General features: G+C 71.3%; 22 protein-coding genes. 10 read left to right on the top strand and 12 right to left on the bottom strand.

Annotated elements, in window-relative coordinates:
• From sufC to ABLE53_RS12450, 4 genes are read right to left on the bottom strand one after another with little or no spacing between them, the layout of a single operon-like run.
• Positions 1-759 (bottom strand): Fe-S cluster assembly ATPase SufC, encoded by a 759-nt coding sequence (sufC, locus tag ABLE53_RS12465; protein WP_348859266.1) that lies wholly within the window; start codon positions 757-759, stop codon positions 1-3.
• Complete coding sequence (gene sufD / locus ABLE53_RS12460) at positions 756-1,946, bottom strand: Fe-S cluster assembly protein SufD (protein ID WP_348859265.1); 1,191 nt, start codon at positions 1,944-1,946, stop codon at positions 756-758. The genes sufC and sufD overlap by 4 nt, the downstream gene beginning before the upstream one ends.
• Positions 1,943-3,388, bottom strand: coding sequence for a Fe-S cluster assembly protein SufB (gene sufB / locus ABLE53_RS12455; protein ID WP_348859264.1), 1,446 nt, complete (start codon positions 3,386-3,388; stop codon positions 1,943-1,945). The genes sufD and sufB overlap by 4 nt, the downstream gene beginning before the upstream one ends.
• A complete protein-coding gene (locus tag ABLE53_RS12450; RefSeq protein ID WP_348859263.1) occupies positions 3,385-4,113 on the bottom strand; it encodes a helix-turn-helix transcriptional regulator in 729 nt (242 codons plus the stop codon). Before ABLE53_RS12450 ends, sufB begins: the two co-directional genes overlap by 4 nt.
• Positions 4,114-4,244: 131 nt before the next feature.
• Between ABLE53_RS12450 and ABLE53_RS12445 the strand changes: the two genes are divergently transcribed.
• From ABLE53_RS12445 to ABLE53_RS12430, 4 genes are read left to right on the top strand one after another with little or no spacing between them, the layout of a single operon-like run.
• The gene (locus ABLE53_RS12445) at positions 4,245-6,641 is read left to right on the top strand and encodes a xanthine dehydrogenase family protein molybdopterin-binding subunit (protein ID WP_348859262.1); all 2,397 of its coding nucleotides are present in this window, start codon (positions 4,245-4,247) and stop codon (positions 6,639-6,641) included.
• Between the two features lie 45 nt (positions 6,642-6,686).
• On the top strand, positions 6,687-7,622 hold the full coding sequence (locus tag ABLE53_RS12440) for an ABC transporter ATP-binding protein (protein ID WP_425474870.1): 936 nt from the start codon (positions 6,687-6,689) through the stop codon (positions 7,620-7,622).
• Positions 7,615-8,397, top strand: coding sequence for an ABC transporter permease (locus ABLE53_RS12435; RefSeq protein WP_348859261.1), 783 nt, complete (start codon positions 7,615-7,617; stop codon positions 8,395-8,397). Before ABLE53_RS12440 ends, ABLE53_RS12435 begins: the two co-directional genes overlap by 8 nt.
• The gene (locus tag ABLE53_RS12430) at positions 8,388-9,293 is read left to right on the top strand and encodes a COX15/CtaA family protein (RefSeq protein ID WP_348859260.1); all 906 of its coding nucleotides are present in this window, start codon (positions 8,388-8,390) and stop codon (positions 9,291-9,293) included. Before ABLE53_RS12435 ends, ABLE53_RS12430 begins: the two co-directional genes overlap by 10 nt.
• Before the next feature lie 84 nt (positions 9,294-9,377).
• Here the strand turns inward: ABLE53_RS12430 and ABLE53_RS12425 are convergent, their stop codons facing one another.
• The 3 genes from ABLE53_RS12425 to ABLE53_RS12415 form a co-directional block, all read right to left on the bottom strand.
• Positions 9,378-10,619, bottom strand: a complete 1,242-nt coding sequence (locus tag ABLE53_RS12425; protein WP_348859259.1) for an MFS transporter — start codon at positions 10,617-10,619, stop codon at positions 9,378-9,380.
• Positions 10,616-11,284: a GntR family transcriptional regulator gene (locus ABLE53_RS12420; RefSeq protein ID WP_348859258.1), complete on the bottom strand. Its 669-nt coding sequence runs from the start codon at positions 11,282-11,284 to the stop codon at positions 10,616-10,618. The genes ABLE53_RS12425 and ABLE53_RS12420 overlap by 4 nt, the downstream gene beginning before the upstream one ends.
• Positions 11,285-11,352: 68 nt before the next feature.
• Entirely contained in the window at positions 11,353-12,294 is a 942-nt protein-coding gene (locus ABLE53_RS12415; protein WP_348859257.1) for a heme o synthase, read from the bottom strand.
• 138 nt (positions 12,295-12,432) lie between these two features.
• Between ABLE53_RS12415 and tkt the strand changes: the two genes are divergently transcribed.
• From tkt to pgl, 6 genes are all read left to right on the top strand, one after another.
• The gene (gene tkt, locus ABLE53_RS12410) at positions 12,433-14,538 is read left to right on the top strand and encodes a transketolase (RefSeq protein ID WP_348859256.1); all 2,106 of its coding nucleotides are present in this window, start codon (positions 12,433-12,435) and stop codon (positions 14,536-14,538) included.
• Positions 14,539-14,581: 43 nt separating this feature from the next.
• Positions 14,582-15,685, top strand: a complete 1,104-nt coding sequence (gene tal, locus ABLE53_RS12405; RefSeq protein ID WP_348859255.1) for a transaldolase — start codon at positions 14,582-14,584, stop codon at positions 15,683-15,685.
• The gene (gene pgi, locus ABLE53_RS12400; protein ID WP_348859254.1) at positions 15,682-17,361 is read left to right on the top strand and encodes a glucose-6-phosphate isomerase; all 1,680 of its coding nucleotides are present in this window, start codon (positions 15,682-15,684) and stop codon (positions 17,359-17,361) included. The genes tal and pgi overlap by 4 nt, the downstream gene beginning before the upstream one ends.
• 1 nt (position 17,362) lies before the next feature.
• Positions 17,363-18,895 carry a glucose-6-phosphate dehydrogenase gene (gene zwf / locus ABLE53_RS12395; RefSeq protein WP_348859253.1) on the top strand — a complete coding sequence of 511 codons (1,533 nt, stop codon included), beginning with the start codon at positions 17,363-17,365 and terminating at the stop codon, positions 18,893-18,895.
• Positions 18,892-19,830 carry a glucose-6-phosphate dehydrogenase assembly protein OpcA gene (locus ABLE53_RS12390; RefSeq protein ID WP_348859252.1) on the top strand — a complete coding sequence of 313 codons (939 nt, stop codon included), beginning with the start codon at positions 18,892-18,894 and terminating at the stop codon, positions 19,828-19,830. Before zwf ends, ABLE53_RS12390 begins: the two co-directional genes overlap by 4 nt.
• A gap of 79 nt (positions 19,831-19,909) precedes the next feature.
• On the top strand, positions 19,910-20,635 hold the full coding sequence (pgl, locus tag ABLE53_RS12385) for a 6-phosphogluconolactonase (protein WP_348859251.1): 726 nt from the start codon (positions 19,910-19,912) through the stop codon (positions 20,633-20,635).
• Positions 20,636-20,638: 3 nt separating this feature from the next.
• Here the strand turns inward: pgl and ABLE53_RS12380 are convergent, their stop codons facing one another.
• From ABLE53_RS12380 to ABLE53_RS12360, 5 genes are all read right to left on the bottom strand, one after another.
• Positions 20,639-21,646: a DUF8021 domain-containing protein gene (locus tag ABLE53_RS12380; RefSeq protein ID WP_348859250.1), complete on the bottom strand. Its 1,008-nt coding sequence runs from the start codon at positions 21,644-21,646 to the stop codon at positions 20,639-20,641.
• A 177-nt stretch (positions 21,647-21,823) separates the two neighbouring features.
• On the bottom strand, positions 21,824-22,183 hold the full coding sequence (locus tag ABLE53_RS12375) for an RNA polymerase-binding protein RbpA (RefSeq protein ID WP_348859249.1): 360 nt from the start codon (positions 22,181-22,183) through the stop codon (positions 21,824-21,826).
• Positions 22,184-22,262: 79 nt separating this feature from the next.
• On the bottom strand, positions 22,263-22,493 hold the full coding sequence (gene secG, locus ABLE53_RS12370; protein ID WP_348859248.1) for a preprotein translocase subunit SecG: 231 nt from the start codon (positions 22,491-22,493) through the stop codon (positions 22,263-22,265).
• A 30-nt stretch (positions 22,494-22,523) separates the two neighbouring features.
• Positions 22,524-23,327, bottom strand: a complete 804-nt coding sequence (gene tpiA, locus ABLE53_RS12365) for a triose-phosphate isomerase (RefSeq protein ID WP_348859247.1) — start codon at positions 23,325-23,327, stop codon at positions 22,524-22,526.
• Positions 23,327-24,562 carry a phosphoglycerate kinase gene (locus ABLE53_RS12360; protein ID WP_348859246.1) on the bottom strand — a complete coding sequence of 412 codons (1,236 nt, stop codon included), beginning with the start codon at positions 24,560-24,562 and terminating at the stop codon, positions 23,327-23,329. The genes tpiA and ABLE53_RS12360 overlap by 1 nt, the downstream gene beginning before the upstream one ends.

The following is a 24,562-nucleotide window of genomic DNA, read 5'->3' as shown; positions in this document are numbered from 1 at the left end:
TCAGACCGTGGCCTTCACGAAGCGGTCGTAGCCGTTGGCCTCGAGCTCCTCGGCGAGCGCGGGACCGCCGGACTCGGCGACCCGGCCGTCGACGAAGACGTGGACGTAGTCGGGCTTCACGTAGCGCAGGATGCGGGTGTAGTGCGTGATGAGCAGGACGCCCTTGTGCTCGCGCTGGCGGAAGTCGTTGACGCCCTCGGAGACGATCTTCAGTGCGTCGATGTCGAGACCGGAGTCGGTCTCGTCGAGGATCGCGACCTTCGGGTCGAGCAGCGAGAGCTGCGCGATCTCGTGGCGCTTCTTCTCACCGCCGGAGAAGCCCTCGTTGACCGAGCGCTGCGCGAAGGAGGCGTCGAGGTTCATCGTCGACAGGGCGCCGTTGACGTCCTTGACCCAGGTGCGCAGCTTCGGGGCCTCGCCGTCCAGCGCGGTCTTCGCCGTACGCAGGAAGTTGGCGACCGAGACGCCGGGCACCTCGACGGGGTACTGCATCGCGAGGAAGAGCCCGGCCCGGGCGCGCTCGTCGACCGTCATCGCGAGGAGGTCCTCGCCGTCGAGCGTGACGGTGCCGCCGGTGATGGTGTACTTCGGGTGGCCGGCGATCGAGTAGGCCAGCGTCGACTTGCCCGAGCCGTTCGGGCCCATGATCGCGTGGGTCTCGCCGTCACCGATGGTCAGCGTGACGCCCTTGAGGATCTCCTTCGGACCGTCCTCGGTCTCGACGCTGACGTGGAGGTCCTTGATCTCCAGGGTGCTCATGCGGTGGTGACTCCGTTCGGGTTGTTGATGTTCTTGGCGAGCTCGGCCTCGACCGTGGTGGTCAGCTTGTCCTCGAGCTCGTCGACGCCGATCTGCTTGATCAGGTCGAAGAAGAAGCCGTGGACGACCAGCCGCCGGGCCTCGGCCTCGGGGACGCCGCGCGAGCGCAGGTAGAACAGCTGCTCGTCGTCGAAGCGACCGGTCGCCGACGCGTGCCCGGCTCCCTCGATCTCCCCGGTCTCGATCTCGAGGTTGGGGACCGAGTCGGCCTGGCAGCCGTCGGTGAGGACGAGGTTGCGGTTCTCCTCGTAGGTCTCGATGCCCTCGGCGACCTTGCGGATCAGCACGTTGCCGATCCAGACCGCGTGCGCGCCGTCGCCCTGCAGCGCGCCCTTGTAGACCACGTGGGACTTGGTCTTCGGGGCGGTGTGGTCGACGAAGAGGCGGTGCTCGATGTGCTGGCCCTCGTCGGCGAAGTAGAGGCCGAGCATCTCGACGGAGCCGCCGGGGCCGGAGTACTCGGCCGAGGCGTCGTGGCGTACGACGTCGCCGCCGAACGAGACCGCGACGTGCTTGAGGCTGGCGTCACGGCCGACCTTGGCGTGCTGGGTCGAGTGGTGGACCGCGTCGTCGTCCCAGTCCTGCAGGGAGACGACGGTGAGCTCGGCGCCGTCCTCGACGACGATCTCGATGTTGTCGGCGACCGTGGCGGAGCCGTCGAACGCGAGCACGACGGTCGCCTTCGAGAACCGCTCGGCGAGGATGATGCCGTGGCCGGCGCCGGCGGTCGCGCTGCCGGTGCCGTGGTGGCGTACGACGGTCGCGCCCTGCGCCACCGTCTCGGCGGGCACCCGGACCAGCGTGGCGCCGGTCGCCGCCGCCCAGGCCCGGGCGGAGATGCGGTCGGTCGGGACCAGCCCGGACGAGCCGCGCAGCGGCGAGTCGGCGGGCACGGTCTCGACGACCACGCCCTGGGCCGGCTCGACCTCGAGCTTCACCGCGCCGTCGGCGAACGGGGCGTCCTTCTCGATGCCGCGCAGCCGCTTCAGCGGCGTGAACCGCCAGATCTCCTCGCGGCCCGTCGGGACGGCGTGGTCCTCGACGTCGAACGAGCCCTCCGGGTGGAGGTGCGACTCCACCTTCTCGACCTCGAGCGCGTCTCGGACATTGTCAACAGTGGCCGTCATCCGACAGCGCCCTCCATCTGCAGTTCGATCAGTCGGTTCAGCTCCAGGGCGTACTCCATCGGGAGCTCCTTGGCGATCGGCTCGACGAAGCCGCGCACGATCATCGCCATCGCCTCGTCCTCCGCCATGCCCCGGCTCATCAGGTAGAAGAGCTGGTCGTCGGAGACCTTCGAGACGCTCGCCTCGTGGCCCATCGACACGTCGTCCTCGCGGATGTCGACGTACGGGTAGGTGTCGGAGCGCGAGACCTGGTCGACGAGCAGCGCGTCGCAGAGCACGTTGGACTTCGAGCCGGTGGCGCCCTCGTTGACCTGGATGAGGCCGCGGTACGACGTCCGACCGCCGCCGCGGGCGACCGACTTGCTCAGGATCGAGCTCGAGGTGTGCGGCGCGGCGTGGACCATCTTGGCTCCGGCGTCCTGGTGCTGGCCCTCGCCGGCGAAGGCGATGGAGAGCGTCTCGCCCTTGGCGTGCTCGCCCATCAGGTAGACGGCGGGGTACTTCATCGTCACCTTGGAGCCGATGTTGCCGTCGACCCACTCCATCGTGGCGCCTGCCTCGCAGGTCGCTCGCTTGGTGACGAGGTTGTAGACGTTGTTGGACCAGTTCTGGATGGTCGTGTAGCGGCAGCGGCCGCCCTTCTTCACGATGATCTCCACGACCGCGCTGTGCAGCGAGTCGGAGGAGTAGATCGGCGCGGTGCAGCCCTCGACGTAGTGCACGTAGGCGTCCTCGTCGACGATGATCAGCGTCCGCTCGAACTGGCCCATGTTCTCGGTGTTGATCCGGAAGTAGGCCTGCAGCGGGATGTCGACGTGGACACCCTTCGGGACGTAGATGAAGGAGCCACCCGACCAGACGCTGGTGTTGAGCGCGGCGAACTTGTTGTCGCCGACCGGGATGACGGTGCCGAAGTACTCCTTGAAGATGTCCTCGTGCTCGCGCAGGGCGGTGTCGGTGTCGAGGAAGATCACGCCCTGGGACTCGAGGTCCTCGCGGATCTGGTGGTAGACGACCTCGGACTCGTACTGCGCCGCGACGCCGGCGACGAGGCGCTGCTTCTCCGCCTCGGGGATGCCGAGCTTGTCGTAGGTGTTCTTGATGTCGGCCGGGAGGTCGTCCCAGGTCGCCGCCTGCTTCTCGGTCGAGCGGACGAAGTACTTGATGTTGTCGAAGTCGATCCCCGACAGGTCCGAGCCCCAGGTGGGCATCGGCTTGCGCTCGAAGAGCTTGAGGCCCTTCAGGCGCAGGTCGAGCATCCACTGCGGCTCGCCCTTCTTGCCCGAGATGCCCCGCACCACGTCCTCGTTGAGGCCGCGCTGCGCGGAGGCACCGGCGACGTCGGGGTCGGCCCAGCCGAACTCGTACTTCCCGATGCCCTTGAGCTCGGGGTTGAGCTGCTCGACCTTGGTCGAGCCATCGGATCCAGCGATGGAGGTCATGTGGTGACCTGCTCCTTCTTCTGTGTCGAGTCTGTCGAGCTGGTGGTCAGAGGGATGTGGGTGGTGCAGACCCCGTCGCCGTGGGCGATCGTGGCCAGCCGCTGGACGTGGGTGCCGAGAAGCCGGGCGATCGCCTCGGTCTCGGCCTCGCACAGCTGCGGGAACTCATGGGCGACGTGAGAGACCGGGCAGTGCTGTTGGCACAGCTGCTCCCCCACTTGCTCTCCTCCGATCATGGGAAGCTCCCTGACGGACGCGGCGTAGCCCGCGTCGGAGAACACCCGGGCGAGCACCTCGGCGGGCGACAGCGAAGGGTCACTGGCGGCGACCCGGGCGAAGCCCTCCTCGATGAAAGCCGCCCGGCGCGCGGCGAATTCCCGGACGCCGTCGTCGCCGGCCGCCTCGGACAGGAACCGCAGCGCCTCGACGGCCAGGTCGTCGTACTGCTGGTCGAAGCCCTCGCGGCCCTTCTCGGTCAGGGCGAAGACCTTGGCCGGACGGCCGCGGCCGCGCACCCGGGCCCGAGGCTCGCGAGGCTCCACGGCCCCCTCCTCGACCAGCACCTCGAGGTGGCGGCGTACGGCGGCGGCAGTGAGCTCGAGCCGCTCCGCGAGCGCCGCGGCGGTCGAGGGACCGTCGACGAGGATCGACCGGGCGACACGCTGGCGCGTGGTCCGGTCGCTGTGCCCGTCCTTGGCCTGGACGGCGGCCTCGTCGAATTCCACAACACCATTGTGACGATATTGACCGGCGCCCTTCAAGCCAGGGGACCCTTACCTGGCGTGCGATGCGCCACGGGGCGCGGCCGAGGGAACTCCAAAGCGGAGACTTCGTCCTCCTGTCTAGAGTGGCGACCATGCCGGGATCGATCTTGGGGACCGTCGTCCGCCGCGTCGAGGACCCCGACCTGCTGGTCGGCAGGTCCACGTTCGTCGACAACGAGCAGCAGCACGGGATGCTCCACGCCGTCTTCGTCCGCAGCCCGCTCGCGCACGCGCGCATCGAGTCGATCGACACCTCGGAGGCCGAGCAGGCGCCCGGCGTCGTACGCGTCCTGACGGCGGAGGACCTCGCGGGCCGGACGTTCACGCCGTTCGCGACGGTCAACCCCGCCGTCCCCCGGGGAGCGCTGACGGCCGACAAGGCGAGGTACGTCGGCGACCCGGTCGCCCTCGTCGTCGCCGAGACGCGGGCGGCCGCGGTGGACGCCGCCGAGCTCGTGCTCGTCGACTACGAGCCGCTCGACCCGGTCGCCGACATGGAGGCGGCGCTCGCCGACGGCGCGCCGCTGCAGTTCGAGGAGCTCGGCAGCAACATCGCCGCCTCGCGCAAGGACGACGACTTCGACGCCTCCCTCGACCCCGTCGCCCACCCGCAGGCTGCGCCGTGGCCCGAGGGTGCCCGCGTCGTACGCGTCCGGATGGAGAACCAGCGGGTCGCCACCGCGCCGATGGAGGGGCACGCGATCGCGGTCTACCCCGGCGGCGAGGGCGAGCCGACGCTCACCGTCCACGTCGCGACACAGCAGCCGCACATGGCGCGCGACCAGCTTGCGGCGTACGCCGGTCTCGCGCCGGAGGACGTCCGGGTCGTCGCGCCGCACGTCGGCGGGGCGTTCGGCGGGAAGGCCGGCGTCGCGCCCGAGCACTGCGCGGTCGTCGGCGCCGCCCTGGAGGCCGGCCGGCCGGTCAAGTGGGCCGAGACCCGCAGCGAGGCGATGATCTCGATGCAGAGCCGCGGCCAGGTGCAGTACGCCGAGCTCGGCCTCGACGACGACGGTCGCTTCCTCGGCCTACGGCTGCGGATGGTCGGCGACTGCGGGGCGTACGCCGGCTTCGGCGGCTCCTTCGTGCTCGGCGGCACCTACCTCATGTCGCAGGGCGCCTACGACATCCCGAAGGTCACCTATGCCGCGATCGCCGCGCTCACCAACACCGCCCCGATGGGCGCCTTCCGCGGCGCCGGTCGTCCCGAGGCGGCGGCGATGATCGAGAGGCTCGTCGACGTCGCCGCCGACGAGCTCGGCCTCGCACCGGAGGAGATCCGGCGGCGCAACCTGATCCCCAAGGACGCCTTCCCCTACACGACCCGCACCGGCGCGACGTACGACGTCGCGGACTTCGAGCACGCACTCGACGAGGCGCTGCGGATCGCGGACGTCGACTCGGTCCGCGCCGAGCAGGCGCGCCGGCGCGAGGCGGGCGAGACGAGGCTGCTCGGGATCGGCCTGTCGACCTACGTCGAGATCACCGGGTTCGGCGGCACCGAGTTCGCCTCGGTCGACGTCGACGAGGAGGGCTACGCGACGGTCATGGCCGGGACCTCCGCCCACGGGCAGGGACACGCGACGTCGTTCTCGATGATCGTCGCGGACCGGCTCGGGATCCCGATGGAGCGGATCCGCTTCGTCCAGTCCGACACCGCCCGGATCCGCAGCGGCGGCGGCACCGGCGGGTCCCGCTCGCTCCAGCTCGGCGGCAGCGCCGTGAGCGGCGCCGCCGACAAGGTCTACGAGAAGGCCGTCGACCTCGCCGCCGGTCTCCTCGAGGCGTCCCCCGGCGACCTCGAGCCGCGCGAGGACGGCTTCGGCGTACGCGGCGTCGCCGACGTGCAGGTCTCCTGGAAGCAGATCGCCGCCGAGGCCCACGCCCGCGGCACCGGTCTGTCCGACACCTTCGACTTCAAGGCGGCGGCCGCCACCTTCCCGTTCGGTGCCCACGTGTCGATCGTCGAGGTCGACACCGAGACCGGGTTCGTCAAGCCGCTGCGCCACGTCGCCGTCGACGACTGCGGCCGGGTCCTCAACCCGCTCATCGTCGAGGGGCAGCAGCACGGCGGCGCGCTGCAGGGCATGTCGCAGGCGCTCTGGGAGGAGATGGTGTACGACGCCGAGGGCACCCCGCTGACCTCGGGTTTCGTCGACTACTGCATCCCGAGCGCACCCGACACGATCCAGTACGACACCGCCAACACCGAGACCCCGACCCCGCTCAACCCGCTCGGCGCCAAGGGCATCGGCGAGTCCGCGACGATCGGGTCCACCCCCGCGGTGCAGAACGCCGTCGTCGACGCGCTGAGCCACCTCGGCGTACGCCACATCGACCTGCCGTGCACCCCCGAGCGGGTCTGGCGCGCCGTCGAGCAGGCGGGAGCCGGCACCCTGCCCGACCTGTGGCGCGAGCCGCCCGCGGCGTTCGCGACCATCCCGTCGGACTCCGAGGGCGGCTCGGTCACCGAGGGTGCGGAGGTCTGAGCCCCCGATTCCGGGGTCGTGTGCTGTAGTTCCTAGACTGGCGCGGTGTCAACCGCCGCTGTCGAGGTCTGTGATCTGCGCATGGCCTACGGCGCGAAGACCGCCGTCGACGGTCTGAGCCTCGAGGTCGCCCGCCACAGCATCACCGCGGTGCTCGGCCCGAACGGCGCGGGCAAGACCACGACGCTCGAGACCTGCGAGGGCTACCGGCGCCCGCAGCAGGGCACCGTGCGGGTCCTCGGCCTCGACCCGGTCGCGCAGCGGCGCGAGCTGCTCCCCCGGATCGGCGTGATGCTCCAGGGGCAGGGCGCGTGGAGCGGCGTGCGCGCCATGGAGATGCTGCGGCACGTCGCCCGGCTGCACGCGAACCCGCTGCCCGTCGAGATGCTGGCCGAGCGGCTCGGCCTCGGCGAGTGCGGGCGTACGCCGTACCGGCGGCTCTCCGGGGGCCAGCAGCAGCGGCTGGGCCTGGCCATGGCGCTCGTCGGCCGCCCGGAGATCGTGTTCGTGGACGAGCCGACGGCGGGGATGGACCCCGCCGCCCGTCGTACGACGTGGGAGCTGCTGCGCGAGCTGCGTGCCGACGGCGTCACGGTGGTGCTGACGACGCACTACCTGGAGGAGGCCGAGCAGCTCGCCGACCGGGTGCACATCATCGACCACGGCCGGCTGGTCGTCTCCGGCACGCCGCTGGAGCTGACCCGAGGCGGCGGCTCGGCGACCATCCGGCTGGTGGTGACCCGGCCGTTCCCTCCGGGCGCGCCGGAGTCGCTGCGGGCCGCGCTCGGCGACGGCATCGAGGTCATCCAGCTCGACGAGCGCTCGCTGCGCGTCACGGGGCCTGCCGACTCCACCACCCTCGCGAAGGTCTCGCGGTGGTGCGAGGAGAACGACGTCCTCCCGGAGTCGCTCACGCTCGGCCAGCGCAACCTCGAGGACGTCTTCCTCGAGCTCACCGGACGGGAGCTCACCCATGACTAGCTCACCCACGGCGGCCGGCGTCTTCACCCCGGCCCCCGGAGGCGCGCCCCTGGCCAGGCAGGTGCTCGCGCAGGCCTCGATGGAGGCGCGGCTGATGCTGCGCAACGGCGAGCAGCTCCTGCTCGCCGTCGTCATCCCGGTCATCGTCCTGATCGGCGGCGTCAAGGGCGGCTCCGCGCTGGACCTGACGGAGCCGCACCCGCTCGTCGACCTCTTCACGCCCGGTGTGCTCGCGCTGGCGGTGATGTCGACGTCGTTCACGTCGCTGGCGATCGCGACCGGCTTCGAGCGGAGGTACGGCGTCATCAAGCGCCTCGGCGCCTCTCCCCTGCCGCGCATCGGGCTGCTGGCGGGCAAGGTCCTCGCGCTGCTGTGCGTCGAGCTGCTGCAGATGTTCGTCATCGGCGGGGTCGGGCAGCTGCTCGGCTGGACGCCCGAGCCCGGCGTCGTCGGCTTCCTGCTGACCGTCCTGCTCGGGACCGCCGCCTTCGCCTCGCTCGGGCTCTTCGTCGCCGGCACGCTGCGGGCCGAGGCCACGCTCGCCGCCGCGAACCTCATCTACCTGCTGCTGCTGGCCGGCGGCGCCGTCGTACTCCCCCTCTCGGCCTACGGCGCCTTCGGCCACGTCGCCCGCTGGCTGCCCTCCGGCGCGCTCGGCGAGGCGATGCGCAGCGCCTTCCTCGACAACGCCGTGAGCTGGAGGGACCTCGGGGTCCTGCTCCTCTGGGCAGCGCTCGGCACCGGACTCACCGCAAGGACGTTCAAGTGGGAGTGACCACCGACCCGGCCGTCGTACGCCGCCTCGACCTCGCGCGCTGGCTGCGGCCGCTCGCCTGGGCGACGCTCGCCGCCAACGTCGTGCTCGTCGTGACCGGCGGCGCGGTGCGGCTGACCTCGTCCGGCCTGGGCTGCCCGACCTGGCCGCGCTGCACCGAGCGCGGGATGACCCCGCACGGCGAGCTCAACGTCCACTCCGCGATCGAGTTCGGCAACCGGATGCTGACCTTCGTGCTCGTCGCGATCGCGGTGCTGACGGTCGTCGCTGCCTGGCAGACCGGACGGCGGGACCTGCGCCGGCTCTCGGTGCTGATCCTGTGCGGGATCCCCGCCCAGGCGGTCATCGGCGGCATCACGGTCCTCACCGACCTGAACCCGTGGGTCGTCTCGCTCCACCTGGTCGCGTCGATGGCGATCATCGGGGTCTCGGTGCTGCTGCTGTGGCGGGTCTACACGGTCGCGGCGGGCTCGGCCACCGACGCCGTCGCGCACGGGCCGGTGGTCTGGCTCGCGTGGGCGACCTTTGCGGTCGCCTGGCTGGTGATCTACGCCGGCACCGTCGTCACCGGCGCAGGCCCGCACGCCGGCGATCTCGACTCCCCGCGCAACGGTCTGGACCCGCTGCGGATCTCGCAGGTCCACGCCGACCTCGTCTGCCTCTTCATCGGCCTGACCGTCGGGCTGCTGTTCACGTCGTACGCTCTCAAGGCCCCCGCCGCCACCCGCCAGGCCGCCTGGGTCCTGCTGGCCGTCGAGCTGTCCCAGGCCACGATCGGCTGGGTGCAGTACTTCACCGACCTGCCCATCGTCCTCGTCGGCTGCCACATGCTCGGCGCCGCGCTCATCTCCGCTGCCGTCACCTGGGTCCTCCTCCGCATCCGCCACGCTGGTTGAGTCGGGGGTTGCGACCCGTCGAGTCGGGGGTTGCGACCCGTCGAGTCGGCGGTTGCGACCCGTCGAGTCGGGGGTTGTGGTCCGTCAGCGGGACGGCAGGTGGCGCGACCAGCCCGAGGCACAGACGAGGGTGCAGACGAGTGCGACGCCGGCCAGCGTGGTCAGCATGGCCGGGTAGCCGAACCAGCGGTGCAGCTCCGCGAGGAGCGCCGGGACGAGGAAGCCGACGTACGCCAGCGAGTAGTAGACACCCGTCAGCCCGGCGCGTTCGTCGGGCTCCGCGATCCGCTGCACCTCGAGAAGGCCGGAGACGACGGCGATGCCGTACGCCGCGCCGAGCAGGATCGCGACCAGTACGGCGAGCCACGGCGCGCGGGTGACGGCGGTCAGCGCCGCGGCCAGGACACCTGCGGTCATCAGGACCATCGAGACGACGACCGCCCGTGCGGTGGAGCTGTCGTCGAGGCGGCGGGCGATCGGCTGGACGAGCACGCCGCAGCCCAGGGTGGCCACGGTCAGCGCAGCGGTGAAGACCAGTGCCCACTCCCCCAGCGCTGGGTCGACGAGCTGCGGCACGATCGCGTACGCCACCGCCGCCGACCCGAAGATCCAGGGGGCCATCGGCAGGACGACGTGCACGAACCGACGGTGGCCGGCCGCCGGGACGCGCAGCCGGTGCAGCACGCGCACGGCGCCGGTGTCGAACCGCGTCTCCCGGCCACGCCGGGCCACCAGGACGAGCACGGGCACGCAGAGCAGGGCGTGGACGGCGTAGGGCCACACGAGCGGCAGCGACGTCCACTGGGCGAGGACCCCGGCGGACGCCGGCCCGAGGCCGAGGCCCGCCGTGAGCGCGATCGACGCGCGCCGGGCGCCGGCACCCGGCGCGGCCGTGGTGTCGTACGGCGGCCCGGACAGCTCGCTCACCCACGTCGTACCGACCGCCATCGCGACGCCCACGGCGACCCCGCTCAGTGCCCGGCCGGCGAAGACGACGCCGAAGCCGCTCACGTCGCCGATCGCGAGCACCACGCTGCCGACGAGGGCGAACCCGAGACCGGCGATCGTGACCGGCCGCCGTCCGAAGCGGTCCGACAGCGCGGAGGCGACCAGCAGTCCCGGGATGAGCCCGAGGACGTACGCGCCGAGGAAGACGTCGACGTCGACCTGGGAGTACCCGGCCTCCTCGCGGTAGACCAGCAGCAGCGGCGTGAACTGGTTGCCGCCCCAGCCGATCACGAACATCGCAGCGGCGACGAACCGCCACGCGCGCGGGGACACGGCGGCGCTGTCGGCGGCGGGGCGGTCGAGGAGCTCGGCCGTCATCGGCCGCCTCCCCGCCCGAGCAGGAGGTCGTGGGTCGCCTCGAGGTGGCTGACCAGGGCCTCCTCGAAGGCCTCGGCGTCGCCCTCGGTCACCAGGGCGGCCAGCCGGCGGTGCTCGGCCACGAGCACGGGCAGGTGCTCGGGCCGGCCGCCGACGGAGCCGACCGTCATCCGTCGCTGCCGGTCGGCGAGGGTGGCGTAGAAGCGGTCGGCGAGGGCGTTGCCGGACGCCGTGACGATCGCCCGGTGGAACTCCTCGTCGGCGATCGCGAACGCCTCGACGTCCCGCGCCGCGGCGTGGCCGTCCTGCTCGGTCGCGAGCGCCGACAGCCGCTCGGCGAGGCGCTCGCGGGCGGCGGCGTACGACGGCGTGCCGGTCGCCAGCCGGCGGGCGGCGGCGGTCTCCAGCGCACGTCGTACGTCGAGGATGTCGGCGGCCTCGTGCGGCGGCACCGGGACGACGACCGCCCCGCGCCGCGGGATCAGCCGAAGCAGGTCCTCGGCCTCGAGCCGGAGGAACGCCTCGTGGACGGGCGTCCTGCTGAGGGCGAGCTCGTGGGCGACCTCGACCTCGCTCAGCAGCTCTCCGGCGGGGAAGCTGCCGGAGAGGATGCGGTCCTTCACGGCGTCGTACGCACGCCTGGCGGCGGGGGCTGTCGCGGTCACCCAGGAAGCATACAACCTTGCATGCAAGAAGCGGCCGACGGGTCAGAACCCCCGACTCGACGGGAGCGTCAGCGCGTGATGAGCGGGTCGACGGCGACCGCGACGAACAGCAGCGAGAGGTAGAGGTTGCTGCTGTGGAAGAGGTGCATCGGCTGGATCCGCGAGAGCTCCTCGGTGCCGCGGGTCCGGGCGAGCATCCGGTGGGCCTGGACGAGGAAGACGGCGCCGAGGACGACGGCGCAGAGCGGGTAGAACCAGCCGGTCGACGCGACCGGCCACAGCGCGATCGAGGTCGCGACCATGGCCCAGGAGTAGAGCACGATCTGGCGGGCGACGTCGCGGGCCGACTTGACGACCGGGAGCATCGGGACGTCCACGCCGGCGTAGTCCTCGCGGTAGCGCAGAGCCAGCGCCCAGGTGTGGGGCGGGGTCCAGAAGAAGACCACGGCGAAGAGGACGACCGGCGCCCACGACAGCTCGCCGGTGACGGCCGTCCAGCCGATCAGGGCCGGGAAGCAGCCGGCGATGCCGCCCCAGACGATGTTCTGGGCCGTACGCCGCTTGAGCAGCATCGTGTAGACGAACACGTAGAAGGCGTTGGCCGCGACCGACAGGACCGCCGACAGCGGGTTGACCCAGATCGCGAGGATCACGGTCGAGAGGACCCCGAGCACGGTGCCGAAGACGAGCGCGGCGCGTGGCGAGACGATGTGGCGCGGCAGCGCCCGGCGGCGCGTGCGCCGCATCTGCTCGTCGATGTCGCGGTCGTAGACGCAGTTGAAGACCGAGGCCGAGCCGGCCGAGAACGTGCCGCCCACGACGGTCGCGACGACCAGGCCGAGACCGGGGACGCCACGCGCGGCGAAGAACATCACCGGGACGGTGGTGAGGAGCAGCAGCTCGATCACGCGCGGCTTCGTCAGCCCGACGTACGCCGCCACCACGTCCCTCGCCGTCGCCCGGGTCCCGGGGGACTGCAGGTCCGGGACCGGCTGGCCGACGTACGTCACGTGATGAGTTCCTCAGTTGAAGATCGAATGATGCCCGGGCGTCGTTTGTTAACGAACTGCGGGTGTGAGTCTAACCCCCACGCTGAGTAGTCTCGGACCCAGGCAGTTCCACAGTTCTCGACCCAGTGAAGGAACCTCGTGAGCTCTTTTCCCGACCTTGAGTGGACCGACCTGGACGACAAGGCGGTCGACACGATCCGCGTCCTGGCGATGGACGCAGTGCAGAAGGTCGGGAACGGCCACCCCGGCACTGCGATGAGCCTCGCGCCGGCGGCGTACCTCCTGTTCCAGAAGGTGATGCGGCACAACCCCGCCGACCCGGACTGGATCGGCCGCGACCGCTTCGTGCTGAGCGCCGGCCACAGCTCGATCACGCTCTACCTGCAGCTCTTCCTGGGCGGCTTCGGCCTCGAGCTCGAGGACATCAAGAGCCTGCGGACCTGGGGCAGCAAGACCCCGGGCCACCCGGAGTACGGCCACACCGCCGGCGTCGAGGTCACGACCGGCCCGCTCGGCCAGGGCGTGGCCAACGCGGTCGGCATGGCGATGGCCGCCCGCCGCGAGCACGGGCTGCTCGACCCGACCGCCCCCGAGGGCGACTCGCTCTTCGACCACCACATCTACGCCATCGCCTCCGACGGCGACCTCGAGGAGGGCGTGAGCGGGGAGGCCTCCTCCATCGCCGGCACGCAGAAGCTCGGCAACCTGACGCTCATCTACGACGCCAACCGGATCTCCATCGAGGGCGACACCGATGTCGCGTTCACCGAGGACGTCGCGAAGCGCTACGAGGCCTACGGCTGGCACGTCCAGACCGTCGACTGGACCCACGACGCCACGACCTACGAGGAGGACGTCCCGCAGCTCTACGACGCGATCCGGACAGCCGACGGCGTCACCGACCAGCCCTCGCTCATCGTGCTGCGCACCGTCATCGCCTGGCCCGCCCCCAACGCCCGGGGCACCGGCAAGGCGCACGGCTCGGCGCTCGGCGAGGCCGAGGTCGCGGCCACCAAGGAGATCCTCGGCTTCGACCCGGCGCAGACGTTCGAGATCCCGGCGCAGGTGCTCGACCACACCCGCTCCCTCATCGAGCGGGGCAAGGCCTGGCAGGCCGAGTGGCAGCAGCAGTACGACGCCTGGGCGGCGGCCAACACCGAGCGGGCGGCGATCCTGGAGCGGATGAAGACGCGTGCACTCCCGGACGGACTCGTGGAGGCGCTGCCGGTCTTCGAGGCCGACGAGAAGGGCATCGCCACCCGCGCCGCCTCCGGCAAGACGATCAACGCGATCGCGCCGGTCATGCCCGAGCTGTGGGGTGGCTCGGCCGACCTCGCCGAGTCCAACAACACGACCATCGAGAGCGCGAAGTCGTTCGTCCCCAAGGACCGCTCCACCAACTTGTGGGAGGGCGACCCGCTCGAGGGTCGTGTGCTCCACTTCGGCATCCGTGAGCACGCGATGGGCGCCATCATCAACGGAATCTCGGTCCACGGCGGGACGCGCGTCTTCGGCGGCACGTTCCTGCAGTTCTCCGACTACATGCGCGGAGCGGTCCGCGTGGGCGCCCTCATGGGAGCGCCGTCGATCTGGGTCTGGACCCATGACTCCATCGGCCTGGGCGAGGACGGGCCGACCCACCAGCCGGTCGAGCACCTCTGGGCGCTCCGCGGCATCCCCGGGCTCGACGTCGTACGCCCGGCCGACGCCAACGAGACCGCGGCCGCCTGGCTGCAGATCCTCAAGAACAGCGACCGGCCGCAGGGACTCGTGCTCACCCGTCAGGCCGTGCCCACGTTCCCGCGCGGCGAGGAGGGCTTCGCGACGACGGAGAACGTCGGACGCGGCGGCTACGTCCTCATCGACGCCGAGGGCGGTCAGCCCGACGTGATCCTCATCGGCACCGGCTCCGAGGTGCAGCTCGCCGTCAAGGCGCGGGAGCAGCTCGCCGCCGAGGGCATCAACGCCCGCGTCGTCTCGATGCCGTCGATCGAGTGGTTCGAGCAGCAGGAGCAGTCCTACAAGGACACCGTCCTGCTGCCGACGGTCAAGGCCCGGGTCAGCGTCGAGGCAGGCATCAAGCAGGGCTGGCGCGAGTACGTCGGCGACGCCGGGAAGATGGTCTCGCTCGAGCACTACGGCGCCTCGGCCGACGGGGCCCGCATCTTCAAGGAGTTCGGCTTCACGCCGGAGGCCGTCGCACAGGCGGCCAAGGACAGCATCGCGATCGTCAACAACGCGTGAACCGCGCCGACGTCGTCCATCATCCGATCAGGAGGGGAACCCCATGAGTGATCGTCTCAAGGCACTGGCGCAGGCCGGTGTGTCCATCTGGCTCGACGACCTGTCGCGGGAGCGCATCGAGACCGGCAACCTCGCCGACCTCGTCAAGGAGAAGTCGGTCGTCGGAGTCACCACCAACCCGACGATCTTCGCCGCGGCGATCGCCAACGGCGAGCGCTACGACGACCAGGTGCGCAAGCTGGTCGCCGACGGCGCGGACGTCGACACGGTCATCTTCGACCTGACCACCGAGGACGTCCGCAACGCGTGCGACATCCTCGCGCCGGTGGCGCAGGCGACGAAGGACGACGGCCGGGTCTCGATCGAGGTCGAGCCGACCCTCGCCAACGACACCGACGCGACCATCGCCAGCGCCAAGGCGCTGTGGGCGGCCGTCGACCGGCCCAACGCGCTCATCAAGATCCCGGCGACGCTCGAGGGCCTGCCGGCCATCACCGCGGCGATCTCCGAGGGGATCAGCGTCAACGTCACGCTCATCTTCTCGGTGGAGCGCTACCGGGCCGTCATGGACGCCTACCTGACCGGGCTCGAGCAGGCCAAGGAGAAGGGCATCGACCTCTCCACGATCCGCTCCGTCGCGTCGTTCTTCGTGTCCCGGGTGGACACGGAGATCGACAAGCGGCTCGAGAAGATCGGCACGCCCGAGGCGACCGCCCTGGCCGGCAAGGCCGCGGTGGCCAACGCCCGGCTGGCCTACGCCGCCTTCGAGGAGGTCTTCGGGGGCGAGCGCTGGGCCGCGCTCGAGGCCGCCGGCGCCAACAGGCAGCGACCGCTGTGGGCCTCGACCGGGGTCAAGAACCCGGCCTACCCCGACACCCTCTACGTCACCGACCTGGTCGTCGCCGACACCGTGAACACGATGCCGGAGAAGACCCTCGAGGCCTTCGCCGACCACGGCGAGGTCACCGGCGACATGGTGAGTGGCCGCGCCGCCGAGGCGCAGCAGGTCTTCGACGACCTGGCCACCGCCGGGGTGGACCTCCCCGACGTCTTCACCGTGCTCGAGCTCGAGGGCGTCGACAAGTTCAAGGCCTCCTGGACCGAGCTGGTCGACACCGTGAAGGGACAGATGGAGTCCGTGAAGTGACGGCTCCGGTCGACCCGACCGCGACGAAGGCGTGGAGCCGGCTGACCGAGCTGGCGGCCGGGTTCGAGCCGGACCTGCGCGGCTGGTTCGCCGCCGACCCCGACCGGGTCTCCCGGCTCTCCTTCGGCGCGGCCGACCTCCACGTCGACCTGTCCAAGGGTCTGGTCGACGACGCCGTGCTGTCGACCCTGCTCGGGCTCGCCGAGGAGGTCGGGGTCGCCGAGCGCCGGGACGCGATGTTCCGCGGTGACCACATCAACGTCACCGAGGACCGCGCGGTGCTCCACACCGCACTGCGGCTCCCGCCCGACGCGACCCTCGACGTCGACGGCCAGGACGCCGTGGCCGACGTCCACGACGTGCTCAGGCGGGTCTACGACTTCGCCGAGCGGGTCAGGTCGGGCACCTGGACCGGCGTCACCGGCGAGCGGATCAGCACCGTCGTCAACATCGGCATCGGCGGCTCCGACCTGGGCCCGGTGATGGCCTACGAGGCGCTCGCGCCGTACCGCCACCCGGAGATCGAGTGTCGGTTCATCAGCAACATCGACCCCACCGACGCGGCGACGAAGCTGGCGGGTCTCGACCCGGCGACCACGCTGTTCATCGTGTCCAGCAAGACCTTCGGGACCCTGGAGACGCTGACCAACGCCCGGCTCTGCAAGGCGTGGCTGCTCGACGGTCTCGGCCAAGAAGTCGGGCACAGCGACGTCGACCAGAAGGCCGCCATCGAGAAGCACTTCGTGGCGGTCTCCACCGCGCTCGACAAGGTCGCCGCCTTCGGCATCGACCCGGCCAACGCGTTCGGGTTCTGGGACTGGGTCGGCGGGCGCTACTCGGTCGACTCCGCGATCGGCACCTCGCTGGTCGTGGCGATCGGTCCGGAGCGGTTCGCCGACTTCCTGGCCGGCATGCACGCGATGGACGAGCACTTCCGTACGACCGAGCTCGCCGCCAACGTCCCGGTGCTGATGGGCCTGCTCAACGTCTGGTACGCCGACTTCCTCGGGGCTGAGACCCACGCCGTGCTGCCCTACTCGCAGCTGCTGCACCGCTTCCCGGCGTACCTCCAGCAGCTGACGATGGAGTCCAACGGCAAGGGCGTCCGCTGGGACGGCAGCCCGGTGACGACGAAGACCGGCGAGGTGTTCTGGGGCGAGCCCGGCACCAACGGCCAGCACGCGTTCTACCAGCTCATCCACCAGGGCACCCGGCTGATCCCGGCGGACTTCATCGCGTTCGCCAACCCGGCGTACCCGCTGAAGGACGCCCACGACGGGCAGAGCATCGACGTCCACGAGCTCTTCCTCGCCAACTTCTTCGCCCAGACCCGGGCGCTGGCGTTCGGGAAGACCGCCGACGAGGTCCGGGCAGAGGGCACCCCGGAGGCGATCGTCCCGGCCCGGGTGTTCACCGGCAACCGGCCGACCGCCTCGATCATGGCGCCGGCGCTGACGCCGTCGGTGCTCGGTCAGCTGATCGCGCTCTACGAGCACATCACCTTCACCCAGGGCGTGGTCTGGGGCATCGACAGCTTCGACCAGTGGGGCGTGGAGCTCGGCAAGCAGCTCGCACTGCAGGTCACGCCGGCGATCTCCGGGGACGAGGAGGCTCTCGGGGCGCAGGACGCGTCCACCCAGGCGCTGATCGACTACTACCGACAGCACCGCACCTGAGATGCTCGAGAACCCGCTGCGGGACCCCAGGGACCGGCGGCTCCCCCGGATCGCCGGGCCCTGCGGGATGGTCCTCTTCGGGGTCACCGGCGACCTGTCGCGCAAGAAGGTCATGCCGGCGATCTACGACCTCGCCAACCGCGGGCTGCTGCCGCCGGGGTTCTCGCTCGTCGGCTTCGCGCGCCGCGACTGGGCGGACCAGGACTTCGCGCAGGTCGTCCACGACTCGGTGAAGCAGTACGCCCGCACCGAGTTCCGCGAGGAGGTCTGGGAGCAGCTCTCCGAGGGGTTCCGGTTCGTGCCGGGCGACTTCGACAGCGACGACTCCTTCGACCACCTGCGGCGCGTCATCGAGGAGCTCGACGAGATCCGCGGGACCGGCGGCAACCACGCGTTCTACCTCGCCATCCCCCCGGCGGCGTTCGGCAAGGTGGTCAGCCAGCTCCAGCGGCACGCCCTCACCGAGTCCTCCCCGGACCGCTGGCGGCGGGTCGTGGTCGAGAAGCCGTTCGGCCACGACCTCAGGTCGGCCCAGGAGCTCAACGGCATCCTGCACTCCGTCTTCCCGGACGGCTCGATCTTCCGGATCGACCACTACCTCGGCAAGGAGACGGTGCAGAACATCATGGCGATGCGCTTCGCCAACGCGATGTTCGAGCCGGTCTGGAACGCCAACTACGTCGACCACGTCCAGATCACCATGGCCGAGGACGTCGGCATCGGCGGCCGGGCCGGCTACTACGACGGCATCGGCGCGGCCCGCGACGTCATCCAGAACCACCTGCTCCAGCTGATGGCGCTGGTGGCGATGGAGGAGCCGGTCTCCTTCGACGCCTCCGCCCTGCGCGTCGAGAAGCAGAAGCTGCTCTCCTCGATCCGGCTGCCCGAGGACCTCGCCGTGACGACCGCCCGCGGCCAGTACGCCGCCGGCTGGGCGGGCGGTGAGAAGGTGGTCGGCTTCCTCGACGAGGACGGCATCGCCCGGGACTCCACGACCGAGACGTACGCCGCCGTGACGCTGCACGTCGACAACCGGCGCTGGGCCGGGGTGCCGTTCTACCTGCGCACGGGCAAGCGGCTCGGTCGGCGGGTCACCGAGGTGGCGGTCGTCTTCAAGCGGGCCCCGCATCTGCCGTTCACCCAGAGCGCGACCGCCGAGCTCACCCAGAACGCGCTCGTCATCCGGATCCAGCCGGACGAGGGCCTCACGATGCGCTTCGGCTCGAAGGTGCCCGGCACCCAGATGGAGATCCGCGACGTCAACATGGACTTCGCCTACGGCGGCTCGTTCACCGAGTCCTCCCCCGAGGCCTACGAGCGGCTCATCCTCGACGTCCTGCTCGGCGACCCGCCGCTCTTCCCGCGCCACGAGGAGGTCGAGCTCTCCTGGCAGATCCTCGACCCGGTGCTCGACTTCTGGGCCGCACAGGACACGAAGGGCGTCGGGCCCGAGGCCTACGCATCGGGCTACTGGGGACCCTCGTCCGCCGACGCCATGCTCGAGCGCGACGGCCGGGTCTGGAGGCGGCCGTGATCGAGCTCGCCGACACCCGGGCGGCGGCGATCGCGGCCGAGTTCATCCGTGCCCGGCTGCGCGCCGGGAGCCCAGCGATGGGCATGGTCATGACGCTCATCGTCGTGGCCGACGAGGACGGTGCCGTGGCGGCCATGGAGTCCGCCCAGACCGCCGCGCAGGAGCACCCCGCCCGGGTGCTCGGCGTCGTCATCGGACCCAAGCGCGGCGCCGGGCGGGTCGACGCCGAGGTCGGCATCGGTGCTGGCCGTGGCGGCGAGACGGCGCTCATCCGGCTGACCGGCGAGGTCGCGCAGTACCCCGACTCCGTGGTGCTCCCGCTGCTGCTGCCCGACTCCCCCGTCGTCGTCTGGTGGCCCTCCGCCGCGCCGGCCGACCCGGCGGAGGATCCGATCGGCCGGCTCGCGCAGCGTCGCATCACCGATGCCGCCTCCGCCCCGCGGGCGCGGTCGCGGGCGATGGCGACCGCCTGCACGACGTACGCCAAGGGCAACACGGACCTCGCCTGGACCAGGCTGACGCCGTGGCGGGCGCTGCTGGCGGCCGCCCTCGACCAGCACCCCGGCACCGTGCAGTCGGCGTCGGTCGAGGCGGAGCGGGGCAACCCGAGCGCCGACCTGCTGGTCGCGTGGCTGCGCGACCGGCTCGACGTCGCCGTCGACCACCGCGTCTCCGACGGTCCGGGGATCACCGAGGCGGTCCTGACGACCCCCGGCGGCGACCTCCGGCTCAGCCGCCCCGACGGGCGGCTCGCCACCCTCTCCACGCCCGGACGTCCGGACCGGCCGATCGCGCTCAAGCGGCGTACGGTCCCCGAGCTGCTCAACGAGGAGCTGCGGCGGCTCGACGAGGACGAGATCTACGCCGCTACCGCCCGCGCGCTGGCGAAGCAGCAGACCCCCACCACCCGCACCACGAAGAGGAAGCGCACATGAGCGAGCGCCAGCGAGCGACCATCGAGGCCCTCACGCCGCCGCGTCCGTATTCTTTGCTGTTCCCGACGGAGGTGGCGGCGTGAGCGAAGCACGCATCGAGGTCCACCAGGACGCCGCCGAGCTGGCCACCTCTGTGGCCGGTGAGCTCCTCAACCGGATCTCCGACGCCCAGGCCGCCGGCCATGTCCCCCACATCGGTCTCACCGGCGGCACCATCGCCGACGCCATCCACCGCGAGGTCGCCCGGCTCGCGGCGGAGTCCGGTGTCGACTGGGGCGCGGTGGAGTTCTGGTTCGGCGACGAGCGCTACGTCGCCGCCGACTCCCCGGACCGCAACGCCGGGCAGGCGCGGGCCGCCTTCCTCGACGAGGTCGGCGTCCCCGACCACCGGATCCACGAGATGGCCTCGACCGCGGACGCCGGCTCCGTGGACGAGGGCGCCGCGGCGTACGCCGAGGAGATCAGCGCCCGCGGCTCCGGGCAGTTCGACGTGCTCATGCTCGGCGTGGGGCCCGACGGCCACATCGCCTCGCTCTTCCCGGGCTACCCGCAGCTCGACGTCGAGGACGCGATCGCGGTGGGCGTGACCGACTCCCCGAAGCCGCCGCCCGAGCGGATCAGCCTGACCTTCCCGGCGCTGAACCGGTCGACCTCGGTCTGGTTCCTCGTCAGCGGTGAGGGCAAGGCGGACGCCGTCGCCGCCGCGCTCGGCGGCGCCGACGTCCACGACACCCCGGCCGCCGGCGTCAGCGGCTCGGAGGAGACGGTCTGGTTCCTCGACCGGGGGTCGGCCTCGAAGATCTGAGGCTCACCACCCGCTCGGGGAGTTCGGCGGGGCGACGAACCCCATCGCCTCGATCTCGTGCAGCCGGCGGTCGGCGCCCACCTTGAAGATGTGCGCGGCGGGCAGGTCGAACGGGTCGAAGTCCGGGTCCCACGACACCACGGTGCCGTCGACCGTGACGACGTCGTACGGCGTGTTGTCCATCGGCTGACGGAAGTGCGACAACCCCATCGCGAGCCCGGTCACCGGGTCCGCGGCGAACACCCGCCGGTCGTCGATGGTCTTGATGTAGGTGAACACCTGGCTGTCGATCTGGCCCTTGCAGTCGCCCGGGACGGCGGGCCATCCGGTGCTCGGGTCGTTCGGCGGGACGTCCGGGCCGGCGGTCACCAGGCCGTTCTCGTGCCGCTCGCAGTCGTCGGCGAACGGCGCGAGGCTGCTGTCGTTGCCGTCGAGCGCGTCGTAGTACGTCGCGCCGATCGTCCGCAGCGTGCGCTCCGGCAGCCGATGACGGCGCGGCACCTCCGCCAGCAGGCCCGGGCGGGGCGTCTGGAGGTTCTCCAGGTTGGCCTCGGCGAGATCGGTGGCGACGAGGTGCTCGGCCTGCACGATCCGGCCGTGGTCGAGCTGGAGCCGGATCGCCACGAGCGCCGGCTGGCCGTCGTCCTCGATCACGCCGAGGTAGCCGGCCGTCTGACGGCGCGGGTCCGGCACATGGATCTGGAAGTCGGTCGGGCCGCCGGTGGTCGTCGACCACAGGCCCTCGCCGGGCTGGATCGGCTGGAGGTTCTCCACCGTGCGTACGTCGTGAGCCAGCGGAACCTGCGACGGATCGTGTGCGACCAGCGCGGCGACGTACGCATCAGTGAGGGCGATCAGGCCCTGCCGGTCGTAGTGGCGGTCGTAGTGGCGGTCGTGCTGGCGACCGTAGGCGGGCGAGGCGACGGCGTACGGCTGCACCGCGGCCGCCAGGGCGAGCAGCGCGGCGGCGAGGGCCGCCGCGGCGCGCAGGGGTGCCGAGAACGAGCGCATCATCGAGCTCCCGAGCTTCTCTGCCGGCGGTCCGGAGCCGCCGGTCCTCCCTCGAGGGCTACTCCCCCGCGCACCGGCATCGCCACCGTCCTCCCGTGTCCCGGAAGCCCGGCAGCGCCCGGGAACGAGCGACGGGCGGCCCTCCCGCAGGAGAGGCCGCCCGTCGGCGTACGCGCTCTAGAAGATGATCTCGCCGGACTTGCGCCGGGAGCGCAGCAGCGAGATGGCCTCCTCGAGGATGTCCTCGGCCTCCTCCTCGGAGCGGCGCTCCTTCACGTAGGCGAGGTGGGTCTTGTAGGGCTCGATCCGCGGCGCCGGCGGCGCGTTGTCGGCGTCGAGCCCGGCGGGCAGACCGCACTTGGGGCAGTCCCACGAGTCCGGCGGCGTGGCCTCGACCGCGAAGGTGATCACCGAGCGATGGGCGTTCGCGCAGAAGTAGGTCACGGCCTTCCGGGGTGCTGCCTCGCCACGCTCGGCCTCCCCCATCGGACCCGCGCCGACCCGGCTCCCACGGATCGCGTTCCCTCCACCAGCCATGTACGGATCTGTCCTCTCGCTGTTGTGTTGAGCCCGCGCCGCGGGCGTGAGCAGTACGGCGGACCGCTGGCCGCGTGCCTCAGTAGGCCAGCAGGATCCCCAGCGCGATGACGCAGGCGAACCAGATCGCCCCGATGCCGACCGTGAGCCGGTCGAGGTTGCGCTCCGCGACCGACGAGCCTCCCAGGGAGCTGGACACACCACCACCGAACATGTCGGAGAGGCCGCCACCGCGACCCTTGTGCAGCAGGACCAGCAAGACCATCAGCACACTGCTGGCGATCAGGATGATGGTGAAGAGAAGTTCCACGATCGAGAATCCTACGTCAGGCGCGCCGGTTCAGAGCACCGGCAGGTCGTAGTAGCGGCAGATCGCGGCGAAGTCGTCGACGTGCAGGCTCGCGCCGCCGACGAGGGCGCCGTCGATGTCCGGCTCGGTCATCAGTGCCGCCACGTTGTTCGGCTTCACCGAGCCGCCGTACAGGATCCGGACGGAGTCCGCCGCCGGACCGCCGTACGACGTCTCGATCTGCTGCCGGATGCCGGCACAGACCTCCTCGGCGTCCTGCGGGGTGGCGGTCTCGCCGGTGCCGATCGCCCAGACCGGCTCGTAGGCGATGACGATCCCGGCCACCTCCGTGGCGGTGAGCCCGCCGAGCGACCGGTCGACCTGGTCGGTGCAGAACCCGAGGTGGTTGCCCTCGCGCCGCTGGGCCAGGCCCTCGCCGACGCAGACGATCGGCGTCATGCCGTGCTTGAGCGCGATCTTCGCCTTCAGCGCGACCCACTCGTCGGTCTCGCCGTAGTGCTCACGCCGCTCGGAGTGCCCCACAATCACGTAGCTGCAGCCGAGCTTGGCCAGCATCGAGGCCGAGACCTCGCCGGTGTAGGCGCCGTTCTCGCGGGTCGAGACGTTCTGCGCGCCGTACTTGATCGGGATCCGGTCGGCGTCGATGAGGGTCTGGACCGACCGGATGTCGGTGTACGGCGGGAAGATCGCTACCTCGACGGCGCTGTAGTCGTGCCGTTTGTCGGCGAGCGTCCAGGCCAGCTTCTGGACCAGGACCACCGCCTCCTGGTGGTTCAGGTTCATCTTCCAGTTGCCGGCCATCAGCGGAGTGCGGCCGGACGTCTTGTCGGCCATCAGCTCTCCAGCACCGAGCGGTCGGGCGCCTCCAGCGCGGTGATGCCGGGAAGCTCCTTGCCCTCGAGGTACTCGAGGCTGGCGCCGCCGCCGGTGGAGATGTGGCCGAACGCGTCATCGGGGAAGCCGAGGGCGCGTACGGCGGCGGCGGAGTCGCCACCGCCGACGACCGAGAGGCCGTCGATCCGCGTCAGCGCGTCGGCGACCGCTCGCGTGCCCTCTGCGAAGGCGGGCACCTCGAAGACGCCCATCGGACCGTTCCAGAAGACGGTCTTCGCACCGTCGAGCGCGGTGGCGAAGGCGATCCCGGAGGCGGGCCCGATGTCGAGCCCGAGCGCGTCGTCGGGGATCGCGTCGGCCGGCACGACCCGCGGGCTCGGTGCGCGGTCCCCGGACGGGAACGCGGTGTCGACCACGATGTCGGTCGGCAGCACGATCTGAACGCCGCTGTCGGCGGCCCGCTGCAGGTAGCGCCGGCAGGTCTCGATCTGGTCCTCCTCGAGCAGGCTCTTGCCCACCGGGTGGCCCTGTGCCGCGAGGAAGGTGAACACCATGCCGCCACCGATGAGCAGGGTGTCGGCCTTGCCGAGCAGGTTGTCGATGACGCCGAGCTTGTCGGAGACCTTCGAGCCCCCGAGCACGACGACGTACGGCCGCTCCGGCGTCTCGGTCAGCCGCTTCATCACGTCGAGCTCGGCCGCGACGAGGCCGCCCATCGCGTGCGGGAGCAGCAGGGCGACGTCGTACACGCTCGCCTGCTTGCGGTGTACGACGCCGAAGCCGTCGCTCACGAAGACGTCAGCGAGCGCGGCCAGCTCTTCGGCGAACGCCCCGCGCTCGGCGTCGTCCTTGCTGGTCTCGCCGGGGTTGAACCGGACGTTCTCCAGCAGCGCCACCTGGCCGTCGGCCAGGCCCGCCACCGTCGCACGGGCCGACTCGCCCACCGTGTCGGTCGCGAAGGCGACCTCGGTGCCGAGCAGCTCGCCGAGCCGGGCGGCGACGGGGGCCAGGGAGTACTTCGGGTCCGGCTCGCCCTTCGGCCGGCCGAGGTGGGCGGCGACGACCACCCGGGCGCCCGCGTCGGCGAGCGCCTTGATGGTCCGGACGCTGGCCCGGATCCGGCCGTCGTCGGTGATCGTGGTGCCGTCGAGGGGGACGTTGAGATCGGAGCGGACGAGGACGCGCTTGCCCGCCACGCCCTGCTCGATCAGCTGGTCGAGGGTCTGTGCTGCCAT

Source organism: Nocardioides asiaticus (genome assembly GCF_040049175.1).
In the GTDB taxonomy this organism is placed as follows: domain Bacteria; phylum Actinomycetota; class Actinomycetes; order Propionibacteriales; family Nocardioidaceae; genus Nocardioides; species Nocardioides cheoyonin.
This window is presented reverse-complemented; position numbering and strand designations above follow the sequence as displayed.

Bases quoted from the DNA above. Each gene is read 5' to 3' on its own strand.
- sufC (WP_348859266.1), bottom strand. From the start codon at position 759: ATGAGCACCCTGGAGATCAAGGACCTCCACGTCAGCGTCGAGACCGAG.
- sufD (WP_348859265.1), bottom strand. From the start codon at position 1,946: ATGACGGCCACTGTTGACAATGTCCGAGACGCGCTCGAGGTCGAGAAG.
- sufB (WP_348859264.1), bottom strand. From the start codon at position 3,388: ATGACCTCCATCGCTGGATCCGATGGCTCGACCAAGGTCGAGCAGCTC.
- ABLE53_RS12445 (WP_348859262.1), top strand. From the start codon at position 4,245: ATGCCGGGATCGATCTTGGGGACCGTCGTCCGCCGCGTCGAGGACCCC.
- ABLE53_RS12435 (WP_348859261.1), top strand. From the start codon at position 7,615: ATGACTAGCTCACCCACGGCGGCCGGCGTCTTCACCCCGGCCCCCGGA.
- ABLE53_RS12425 (WP_348859259.1), bottom strand. From the start codon at position 10,619: ATGACGGCCGAGCTCCTCGACCGCCCCGCCGCCGACAGCGCCGCCGTG.
- tal (WP_348859255.1), top strand. From the start codon at position 14,582: ATGAGTGATCGTCTCAAGGCACTGGCGCAGGCCGGTGTGTCCATCTGG.
- zwf (WP_348859253.1), top strand. From the start codon at position 17,363: ATGCTCGAGAACCCGCTGCGGGACCCCAGGGACCGGCGGCTCCCCCGG.
- ABLE53_RS12380 (WP_348859250.1), bottom strand. From the start codon at position 21,646: ATGCGCTCGTTCTCGGCACCCCTGCGCGCCGCGGCGGCCCTCGCCGCC.
- ABLE53_RS12375 (WP_348859249.1), bottom strand. From the start codon at position 22,183: ATGGCTGGTGGAGGGAACGCGATCCGTGGGAGCCGGGTCGGCGCGGGT.
- tpiA (WP_348859247.1), bottom strand. From the start codon at position 23,327: ATGGCCGACAAGACGTCCGGCCGCACTCCGCTGATGGCCGGCAACTGG.
- ABLE53_RS12360 (WP_348859246.1), bottom strand. From the start codon at position 24,562: ATGGCAGCACAGACCCTCGACCAGCTGATCGAGCAGGGCGTGGCGGGC.